Genomic DNA, 9129 nt, shown 5'->3' with positions numbered 1-9129 from the left:
CATTATTCATTTAGAAAATGAAGTTAAAAAATACCAAGAACGTGAAGAGCGTTTAATGCAGCAAATCGACCGTATGCAGACGCTTATTGAGTTAAAAACTGTTGCACCCGCCACGGCAGCGCCACAACAAGATGCTACGGCATGCGACACCGATATGCCACAGCATGCGACAACACAACAAGGCAATGATAATAAAAAGAATAATGAATTAAATATTGTAGAAAACGTGGCAGTGCCACAGCAAGAAACTACAGCACACCACAGCCAAACGCTACAGCATGCCACGTTGCAAAATGTGGCAGTGCCACAACCTAAAAAACGTGGTTTATTTGGCCGTGTACTAAATGCTGTTTTTGATAATGACTAAGGGAGAGAGATCATGCCGAAACTGAAAGACATTGCCCTGGGAATTATTGTGGCCCCGCTGCTGATCCCGATCATGCTGATTGCATCGTACCAGGATAAAAAGGCGCTGAAGAAAGAGCTGGATGAACGCCAAAAAGAAAAAGACCAGGCATCCTGATTATTCAATTGAGCTAATCAAAAGTGTGGAACATTGATGAAATAATAGGCGTGGAACGTGAAAAGTCATAAAAAAAGCCCAATCGGGTGTGATTGGGCTATAAACTAGAAACTACAGCATTGATTTATAAGGAAAATTATAACACATTTCGTATAAGGTGTATTATGTTAATTTTAGAGAAACTCAATAATCATATCCCCTCAGTAACTATATTAAGGACTTTAACCATTCATATGCCTGAGGATTTAACTTTAACAAGTATTCAACCATTTCCTTACGTTTAGCTTTATCCATCTTAACAATAATACTTTTTAGATCGGCATTAATCGATTGATTTGTTGCTCCAAGTTTACTCGCTTTTTCATACCACTCATGCCCAAGTGTATACTGATGGGTTTCCATATAAATAGCGCCCAATAAAGTACACGGACGATAATTATCTGGAGTTAGCTTATGAGCTTTAAATGCATTTTCAATAGCAATTTTGACATCATTAAGATCTCGTCTGACACCACCAAGTGTCGTAAAGTAAGCAGATAATAATTTTTTATCTTTGATACCCTGGATTGCAATATTTTCTAAAAGTCCTTCTGCTTCAATACTTGCCTCACACTTTCTTAAGTGACTGCTTGCATTAACAGCATTCCAAATATTTTTAGTATTATTTGCATATTCATGCAAATAATAATCTGCTTCCAATCGATGAAACTTGTGACGAACTTTTGTAGTAAAGAACTTCGCTCCTATTGTAGTTAACCAAATGGCTTCATCTTGAGAAATCCTTGTTTCACTATCTAATTTACTCAAAATATCAAAAAATTCTGTTGGTAAAATACTTGATTGATGTTCATTGATTTCATATTTTTTAATTAATTCTTTTTGTTTTTCAAAGGTTTTTTGATTAATTTTTTCTTCCTTTGCTCTCTCTAATTCAACTTTATTGATAATTTTTTTCTGAAAATCTGGCAGAAGAGCACTTAAAGATTTGAGAGTATATTCATGAATATATGCCTCTTCAAATTTGCTTAATTTTTGTTTTTCTCTATATTTTTTTAAAATATCTTTTGAACGGCTTGTTATTGAAATCCCTGATTTTGAAAGGTCTAAAAAGTACTCTTGGCATAGACTTAAAAGCTTATTCTCAAAAATTTCTAAATCATTTTTACTAATTTTAGGCTGTAGAACTAAAGCATTACCATCAATTAGGTCTGTTTCTAATTTATTTCTTTTTTCATGCTCAGTTTGTTCTCTGACTTTTTTTGCCTGAGCTAATTTCTTTCTCTTTTCACGCTCAGCCTGTTCTTTTACTCTTTTTTCTTGAGCTAATTTCTCTTGGCGCTTTTGTAATTCAATATGCTCCAATTCTCTAAGCTTTTCTAGACGAATGCGTTCTTCTTCTAAACATTTTTCATATGTCAATCTGTCATTAATAGATTGTTTTTTATATTGATTAAAAGAAATTTCCCCCTCAACGAAATTATTTAAAGCATTAAGATTTTGTCGAATTAGATAAGCTTTTTCCTGTAAAGTAAAACTATCATTCTGCTTTGTTTTTAATTTTTGAATTATTTTATGAAGCATACTATGTGGGATCATTGAACTCTCTATATGATCCAGATAATAAAATGCAGCATCTTTCTTCATACCATCAATATATTGTTGATGTTTTTGAGCATCCTCAACCGTTACCTTTCCCCTAAAATTAGAACGATATGAGCTTTTAAAAAATTTATTTCTAGTCATTTTCAACATTCAAAAATTATTACCATTCAATTAGATGATTTTTTTTATAGTATTAAAAGCCTTATATTTAACATAATGGCGGTTATACGAAATTAATGGATGTTCGTATAGATTACTTGCATATTGTATTCGATCGAATACAATATAGTGAGAAGAGAAGGAATCCTCATGATTGAAATTAAACGTCTGCCAGAATTTGATGAATGGTTAGATGGCATTAAAGACAATATGACCCGTATCCGCTTGAATCGTAGATTAGATAAGGTTCAACGTGGAAATTGGGGAGACATTAAATCTCTCCAAGATGGCGTTTGGGAAATGAGAGAATTCTTCGGTTCTGGGTGGAGGATGTATTACATCCAACATGGTGACGTAGTGATTGTAATGCTTGGTGGAGGAGATAAATCAACTCAGCAACAAGACATCGATCGTGCAGTCAAACTATCGAAAACATTGGAGGATTAAAATGGTTAGAGTCGCTGATTTACCAAGTTTTGATATGGCTGAGTCACTCAAAACTGAAGAAGATATTGTGATGTATCTCAACATGGTTCTTGAGGAGAATGATCCAGCTGAATTAGCTCATGCTCTTGGCGTAATTGCTAAAGCTCGAGGCATGACTCAAATCGCTAAAGAAGCAGGGATTGGACGTGAGGCACTCTACAAAGCCCTACGTCAGGATTCAGCACCACGTTTTGATACGATTAATCGTGTAGTGAATGCTTTAGGCTTAAAACTAACAGTGCAACATGCCTAAAAATTTGAAAGATATAGTAAAAATGGGAGCTAAAGGCTCCCATTTTTAGATTCGTATAACGTGTATTATGTTAATTTTAGAAAAAATAAATAAATTGGATATCTAACATATGTATGATTATTGGTCTTCTACTCCTGAATTTATAAATGAAAAAAATAAAGAATTTATTTTTGTTTGCAATCATGCTTTAGAGGCAGATGAACAAGTAACTATGAGCATCCAATATAACCTTTCGAGAGTTAAATTTACTCGATCACAATTACCATCACACATTTCTAATTGTCGAATTATTTATGATATTAGAGGACAATTGATAGACGTCCATATACAGGAAAAAATAGTTAATCAATTAAGCCTAGTCGCATCTGTGGAGTTTAAAGAATAATGGGGTTACAAGTCATAATCCGTTGCGAGAACGAGAATGAGATAATTGAATCTTTGAAAGGTGTTATTGATTCTTGTGAAGGCTTCTTTATAGATAAAAACTTATTTGGCTTATCAATTCCAACAAATATTCTTGATTTTGTTGGTGAGGATAATATTTGGGCTGCCCTTAAAAATTTTGATGTATATGACCTCTGGGCAGGAAACTGGCATTACAAAAAGCCCCCCATTTAACATAATGGCTGTTATACGCAATAAAAAAACCTGGGCACCAACCCAGGTCTAAAATTTAAAAAACAGATAAATATCAGTGCAATAAACTCATTTTTCTAATTTCGCATAACGTGTATTATGTTAATTTTAGAAAAACTAAAATTTAGTGAGTTTTTTTGTGAGTAATAATGCATTAACGTGGTTGGGACTCTTACTAGGGTTCTTACTCTATCCAATAATTATGTTCTTTCTGCTCGCTCAAAGACACAGTGGTTTAAGCTATATTATTGATTTATCTAGTTTTAATAAAATAGTTGTTTTCATATCTTGTGCTTTAATATTTCTCATACCAACTTGGAATGAAAGATGTCTTATAGACCGTGAAGGGAAAAGCCCACATTGGTATCAAAGATATTTTGTGCCTTTGATATATTTCATGATTGGAACCATTTTTACAGGAATGTTCTTCATTTTAATTATTAGATAGCTTTTCCAAATGACCTCTATTTAACATAATAGAGCTTATACGAAGTACACTTGTATATTAATTGATATATCAATAACTTAAAAATTTCACTCTAGCCAAAAAATGCACAAAAATCGGCTTTTGTAATAAGTTGGTGAGTTTTTAAGCAAATCTGTAACATTTTGCCAGTGAATTCGGTTAAAAAACGATCAATCTAGTAATCAGTGCCCATTTCATACGGATCTAGGTTCCAAAACTATACCCAATTGCTGGGGATAAAATTTAGGCTATTTTGTACGCTTTGGCTCACATAAAACTCGGCCCTTTGCGGCTATCCAGGATAGGTGAATTTTCCTATGATGAAGTCATAGAGAACAGGATGTTCCAAACAACAAGAATAAGAAAGATCGCACCAGGAGCGTGAGGTAAGACAGGAGTCATACCTAGCAACCCAATATGAGAAACCCCGGCAGGATGCTGGGGTTTTTTATTATCTAAAATTTTTAAATCAGAGTTGGATGAGCATCTAGAATACGAATTAAGGTCGCTGCAGGACCAGTCGGATAGCGACGGCCCTGTTCCCAGTTTTGCAGGGTTCTTGCGCTGATATGCAAACGTGCAGCAAACTCTGCCTGGGTTAAGCCAGTTTTCTCACGTACTTCTTTAATATCCGGCAATTCAAGCGCTGTGACTCGACTGGCCTTTATCTCATTACGTTTGATGGCACCAGCTTCTTTAATCGAAGCAACCAGCTCATCAAATAAGTTGTTATCCATGAAATTGCTCCTTCACTAATTGACGCAGGATCGAGGTTTCTTTGTCTGTCAGATTATCTTTCACAGACTTTGGATACGCCACCAAAAAAAAGATCTGATCATCTTCTGTGACCCAATAATAGATCACACGGATACCGCCACTTTTACCCTTACTGCCTTGAGCACAACGTACTTTACGAATGCCACCGCCATTCTTGATTAAGTCGCCTTTATCGGGCTGTACCAAGAGATCTTGCTGAAGTTGACGATACTCTTCATCATTCACAAGCTCTTTGATCTGTTTGGTAAAAATACTAGTTTCAATGAATAACATAGGTTGAAGTACGTCAATGGCGTATAAGAATTTTAGCAGTTCTAGAACAAAAAAACGAGAGCTGTAGGCTCTCGTTTCGCATAATCAGTATTATGTTAATTTAGGGTAAGTTAACATTCAAATTAATAGCCCCCTTGCGAAAGTATGGCTTTTATCTAATTTTTTATTAGCTAAATCATTATAAAATATAGTTGAATAATATTTAAATTTTAACCAATTTAAGAGGTCTATTCTAAATCATAAATAAAACTCCGTTTAAAAAATAGAATTTTAACCTTTACATAGGAAACCCTATAACAAGCTTTTTCATTACTAATTTCTTTTTGAAAATTATAATATTTTTTTTTAAACGGAAAACCTTTAACAACAACATCGCTCAGCAAATATTTATTACCATCAATATTTACCTCAAACTTATCAATACCATGTTTAGTTTGATATTTTTTCTCCAAAAACAAACATCCAACATTTACTTTATTTTTTATTTTATATTCTCTTGCTTTTTCCATAAGAAAATACTCCTTGGCAAAATAACCAAAATACACAACAGGAACTAGAGTTAAACAAGCAAAAATATAAAAACGAGGATAACCTTTATTAGATTCCATAAAACACCATTAGAGCTTTTTCATAAGTCATTTTTACTCAGTTCCAAATTATAGATTCCTGCAATTAAATTGAATCTTAATCCCAGTCTTTTACCACGGTTGCGATATCGCTAAGCAAGAATTTTGAAGGTTTTCAAAATCCCAAATACATGCTCAATTCCAATTCTTCTTTTATTGATTTCTTAGTTATAAAGTTTTAGCTCAGGCTCTAGTCTACAGTGCTTTTTTGCTTTTAATGGCAATAGACTATTCCGATACACGGTATAGATCACTTGGTAGCCCTTATAAGGAGAAAACACCCTGCAGGAATCTGATTTAAATGGCGTTTGAATAGTTCAAAATCATGTACGGCACCACGACTCGTGCATAAACTCAGAATTTATTGAGTTTTATAATGGAGGCTGAGATTACGATGTATAGAGATAAACACCTAATCGAATCTATTTAACATAAAATCTCTTATGCGAAGTACAACAACGGCTAACGCCACTATACAAGGGGACACACTTTACACTCTTTTAGATTGGCTACTTTGATGCAGCTCTGAAGGCTGTACGTGCATAGTTTTAATCTTTGGCGTAGTAACACTTAGGTTTCATTCAAATAAAGATCAATGAGGATCTGTAGCCCAGCGGTTGCTGGCACATAAGCTGTTATGGATCAAACTTTTTTACTCTCTTACCCCATCTACGGTTATATTTGTTTCACCCTAATATTAAGAATCTAAGATGAAAAAACTCTTTATCTCTTTTGGTTTTATAATTCCTGTTGTTTCTTTTGCCCAACAACCTAAGTGGGAATTAGTAAATGCTTTTGTTCAACCTAAAGAAGAATTAGTAAAAGTTTATCTAGACAAAAATTCAATAAAAACAAGTGACAATGATATTCGTTCTTTTGATATGAAAATGATTTATCCAAACTCTAAACATAACTTCCAGGCAAATTTTACTGTTATGTGTTCGCGTGGATATTACTTGGATGATAAATATCTAGGTAGACCAGACTCACCGAAAGAATGGACTCACATATTTACAAGGAACACAGTGATGGGAGATATAAAGGTTACTCCTGGTTTAGCATTTCATGCAGTATGTGCAGATAGACTTTGGAAAAACAAAGATGTGAACACAATTGAATTTCAAAACAAAGCTGCTGGATCACTTTAAAATCTGTGGCCCGGCGGTTGCGACACATAAGCTGTCATGGATCGAACCAGGGAACAGCTGGCTAAAGCCACTATATAAGGCTCAAACCTATACACTTTCTTCTGAAACTCACGTACAGAAAAGCTTACAGGGCCATAAATGCAAGATTTTAATGTTTAAAAAATCTTGATTAATACTGACCTTATATTGGCCGTCCTCAGGATCTCAAAAGCATCTTGAATTACATTTTGGCTATGCCAGCAGCTCCGCAGGACAAGATTCCACGTTGAGCCTGAAAGGCGAATAAGTGGAAGTAATGAGGGTAAATATGCTTGCATGTTGGCCAACATTACACATCTTGCCAATATCACTGAAAGTTCAATTGCACATAAATGCATATAATTGCACATCAAAATGAATAAAAACCATTTAAAAGCTTATAGTTGCAGATAATTTCATATAGAATCGTATAAAAGCTCTTAATTGCACATAGTTGCATATAATTGCATAAATCAAAGAAAGAGGAAGTCATTATGGTCACCAGACATGGCGCTAAGAAATTCATCATCTCTGTATTACCAGAAATAGAAAAACGGCTAGAAGCTGGTTATACAATTAAGGAAATCCACGCTAATTTACCTGAGCTAGCGAACAATATTTCTTACAGTTCAGTTTTACGAAATTTGAGTAAAATGGGAATCAGTGAAAAAAAGCCACATTCAAATAAAATAGAAAAATCAGTGAACCTGGATACTGCTTCTAGTTCTAGCCAAAAAATAACGAATGCTCAAAGAAATCTTGAAAAGCTACAGAAGCGACCTGAGAAATTTAAATTTGATCATGGAACAAATGATAAGGAATTAATCTAAGTCCTCTTTAAATATAGCTCTAAATGCTGCTTGTTTGCGATTTAAGCTCAAATTCACAGTGAAAGGTACAGAACGAGTGTCTACGAGTGAAATCGCTGAAATTCGCGCTTAGACTCTCTGAAAAACAATTTTTTTAATATTCGAATCTAAAAACTCTTAATTACATAGATAAATTAGATCCTGGATCGAGCGAAGCGAGCAAAAAAGCTCTATGAGCGAAGCGAATCCATTTATTGTTTTGACTTTGCTTTTATCAATATTTAAATCATTTCCAGAATTCAGCTAAAAATTGCCCCGACGAATCGAGCGAAAGCGAGATTCAATAGAGTTTGAGCGAAGCGAAAACCAAGGGCAATTTTTCCTTTCCTGGGCTTTTAATTATTTTAAAGTTTTTAAATGCTTTTAGATGGCTTGAAAGCCTTATGAAGAAAGGGTTTTAGCTCTTATATGTCCACGTTTACCTTGCAATATGTCCACGTTTACCTTGCAATATGTCCACGTTTACCTTGCAATATGTCTACGTTTACCTTGCATTAGTACACAAATAATATTAACGTGTACTTATACACAATAAAAAAATAGTGGCTATGAGAGATTTAGTTGTAAAAGACAATGCCTTAATCAACGCAAGCTATAACTTAGACTTAGTAGAACAACGTTTAATTTTATTGGCTATTGTTGAAGCAAGGGAAAGTGGGAAAGGGATTAATGCAAATGATCCATTAGAAGTTCATGCAGATAGTTATATCAATCAGTTTGGTGTACACCGTAATACAGCTTATCAAGCCTTAAAAGATGCTTGTAAGGATTTATTCGCGCGTCAATTTAGCTATCAAGAGAAAAAAGCTAATGGGAATATCCGAAATGTTATGAGTCGTTGGGTATCTCAAATTGCTTATAACGACAATGAAGCAACTGTAGACTTAATATTTGCACCTGCTGTTGTTCCCTTCATAACCAGACTGGAAGAACAATTTACTAAATATGAATTACAGCAAGTTAGTAGTCTTAGTAGCGCTTATGCCATTCGCTTATATGAGCTTCTAATTCAGTGGCGAAGCGCTGGTAAAACCCCAACCATAGAACTACAAGAATTTAGAAAGAAGTTAGGCGTTCTTGATAATGAATATTTACGGATGGCTCATTTAAAAGAGCGTGTTTTAGAGCTTTCAATTAAACAAATAAATGAGCATACGGATATAACCGTAAAATATGAACAGCATAAAAAAGGTCGATCAATTTCAGGTTTTTCTTTTACGTTTAAACAGAAGAAAAAGGATAATCCATCAATAGAAAGAGATCCGAATACCTTAGACCTTTTTTCAAAGATGA

General features: G+C 34.3%; 12 protein-coding genes and 1 pseudogene. 9 read left to right on the top strand and 4 right to left on the bottom strand.

Annotated elements, in window-relative coordinates; all coding sequences use genetic code 11:
- Positions 1–367: pseudogene (locus FTT73_RS15450) on the top strand (DNA-binding protein); the annotation flags it as partial.
- A 12-nt stretch (positions 368–379) separates the two neighbouring features.
- Positions 380–523, top strand: coding sequence for a hypothetical protein (locus FTT73_RS15445; RefSeq protein ID WP_001125247.1), 144 nt, complete (start codon positions 380–382; stop codon positions 521–523).
- A gap of 207 nt (positions 524–730) precedes the next feature.
- Here FTT73_RS15445 and FTT73_RS16455 read toward each other — a convergent pair whose 3' ends face one another.
- Positions 731–2266 (bottom strand): hypothetical protein, encoded by a 1536-nt coding sequence (locus FTT73_RS16455; protein ID WP_051142570.1) that lies wholly within the window; start codon positions 2264–2266, stop codon positions 731–733.
- Between the two features lie 168 nt (positions 2267–2434).
- Here FTT73_RS16455 and FTT73_RS15435 point away from each other — a divergent pair, with 168 nt between their 5' ends.
- The 4 genes from FTT73_RS15435 to FTT73_RS15420 all read left to right on the top strand — a co-directional run bounded on the left by FTT73_RS15435 (position 2435) and on the right by FTT73_RS15420 (position 3641).
- A complete protein-coding gene (locus tag FTT73_RS15435; RefSeq protein ID WP_180078334.1) occupies positions 2435–2731 on the top strand; it encodes a type II toxin-antitoxin system RelE/ParE family toxin in 297 nt (98 codons plus the stop codon).
- 1 nt (position 2732) lies between these two features.
- A complete protein-coding gene (locus FTT73_RS15430) occupies positions 2733–3023 on the top strand; it encodes an addiction module antidote protein (RefSeq protein WP_180078332.1) in 291 nt (96 codons plus the stop codon).
- A 109-nt stretch (positions 3024–3132) separates the two neighbouring features.
- Positions 3133–3408: a hypothetical protein gene (locus tag FTT73_RS15425; protein WP_180050501.1), complete on the top strand. Its 276-nt coding sequence runs from the start codon at positions 3133–3135 to the stop codon at positions 3406–3408.
- Positions 3408–3641 carry a hypothetical protein gene (locus FTT73_RS15420; protein WP_180018776.1) on the top strand — a complete coding sequence of 78 codons (234 nt, stop codon included), beginning with the start codon at positions 3408–3410 and terminating at the stop codon, positions 3639–3641. Before FTT73_RS15425 ends, FTT73_RS15420 begins: the two co-directional genes overlap by 1 nt.
- A 948-nt stretch (positions 3642–4589) precedes the next feature.
- Here the strand turns inward: FTT73_RS15420 and nadS are convergent.
- The 3 genes from nadS to FTT73_RS15405 all read right to left on the bottom strand — a co-directional run bounded on the left by nadS (position 4590) and on the right by FTT73_RS15405 (position 5783).
- Positions 4590–4862, bottom strand: a complete 273-nt coding sequence (nadS, locus tag FTT73_RS15415) for a NadS family protein (protein ID WP_180191645.1) — start codon at positions 4860–4862, stop codon at positions 4590–4592.
- Positions 4855–5175: a type II toxin-antitoxin system RelE/ParE family toxin gene (locus FTT73_RS15410; protein ID WP_180191644.1), complete on the bottom strand. Its 321-nt coding sequence runs from the start codon at positions 5173–5175 to the stop codon at positions 4855–4857. The genes nadS and FTT73_RS15410 overlap by 8 nt, the downstream gene beginning before the upstream one ends.
- A gap of 227 nt (positions 5176–5402) precedes the next feature.
- A complete protein-coding gene (locus FTT73_RS15405; RefSeq protein WP_180191643.1) occupies positions 5403–5783 on the bottom strand; it encodes a hypothetical protein in 381 nt (126 codons plus the stop codon).
- Between the two features lie 728 nt (positions 5784–6511).
- Between FTT73_RS15405 and FTT73_RS15400 the strand changes: the two genes are divergently transcribed.
- From FTT73_RS15400 to repM, 3 genes are all read left to right on the top strand, one after another.
- Complete coding sequence (locus tag FTT73_RS15400; protein ID WP_180191642.1) at positions 6512–6949, top strand: hypothetical protein; 438 nt, start codon at positions 6512–6514, stop codon at positions 6947–6949.
- A gap of 512 nt (positions 6950–7461) precedes the next feature.
- Positions 7462–7797 (top strand): hypothetical protein, encoded by a 336-nt coding sequence (locus tag FTT73_RS15395; RefSeq protein WP_180191641.1) that lies wholly within the window; start codon positions 7462–7464, stop codon positions 7795–7797.
- A gap of 587 nt (positions 7798–8384) precedes the next feature.
- Positions 8385–9129 (top strand): replication initiation protein RepM (gene repM, locus FTT73_RS15390; protein ID WP_180191640.1); only part of this gene is annotated, 745 nt, incomplete at its 3' end.

The sequence above is a fragment of the Acinetobacter sp. YH01006 genome (genome assembly GCF_013420445.1).
Taxonomy (GTDB): domain Bacteria; phylum Pseudomonadota; class Gammaproteobacteria; order Pseudomonadales; family Moraxellaceae; genus Acinetobacter; species Acinetobacter pseudolwoffii.
The sequence above is the reverse complement of the archived record's forward strand: the minus strand, read 5'-3'. Positions and strand labels throughout refer to the sequence as shown.

Bases quoted from the DNA above. Each gene is read 5' to 3' on its own strand.
- FTT73_RS15445 (WP_001125247.1), top strand. From the start codon at position 380: ATGCCGAAACTGAAAGACATTGCCCTGGGAATTATTGTGGCCCCGCTG.
- FTT73_RS16455 (WP_051142570.1), bottom strand. From the start codon at position 2,266: ATGACTAGAAATAAATTTTTTAAAAGCTCATATCGTTCTAATTTTAGG.
- FTT73_RS15435 (WP_180078334.1), top strand. From the start codon at position 2,435: ATGATTGAAATTAAACGTCTGCCAGAATTTGATGAATGGTTAGATGGC.
- FTT73_RS15430 (WP_180078332.1), top strand. From the start codon at position 2,733: ATGGTTAGAGTCGCTGATTTACCAAGTTTTGATATGGCTGAGTCACTC.
- FTT73_RS15425 (WP_180050501.1), top strand. From the start codon at position 3,133: ATGTATGATTATTGGTCTTCTACTCCTGAATTTATAAATGAAAAAAAT.
- FTT73_RS15420 (WP_180018776.1), top strand. From the start codon at position 3,408: ATGGGGTTACAAGTCATAATCCGTTGCGAGAACGAGAATGAGATAATT.
- nadS (WP_180191645.1), bottom strand. From the start codon at position 4,862: ATGGATAACAACTTATTTGATGAGCTGGTTGCTTCGATTAAAGAAGCT.
- FTT73_RS15410 (WP_180191644.1), bottom strand. From the start codon at position 5,175: ATGTTATTCATTGAAACTAGTATTTTTACCAAACAGATCAAAGAGCTT.
- FTT73_RS15405 (WP_180191643.1), bottom strand. From the start codon at position 5,783: ATGGAATCTAATAAAGGTTATCCTCGTTTTTATATTTTTGCTTGTTTA.
- FTT73_RS15400 (WP_180191642.1), top strand. From the start codon at position 6,512: ATGAAAAAACTCTTTATCTCTTTTGGTTTTATAATTCCTGTTGTTTCT.
- FTT73_RS15395 (WP_180191641.1), top strand. From the start codon at position 7,462: ATGGTCACCAGACATGGCGCTAAGAAATTCATCATCTCTGTATTACCA.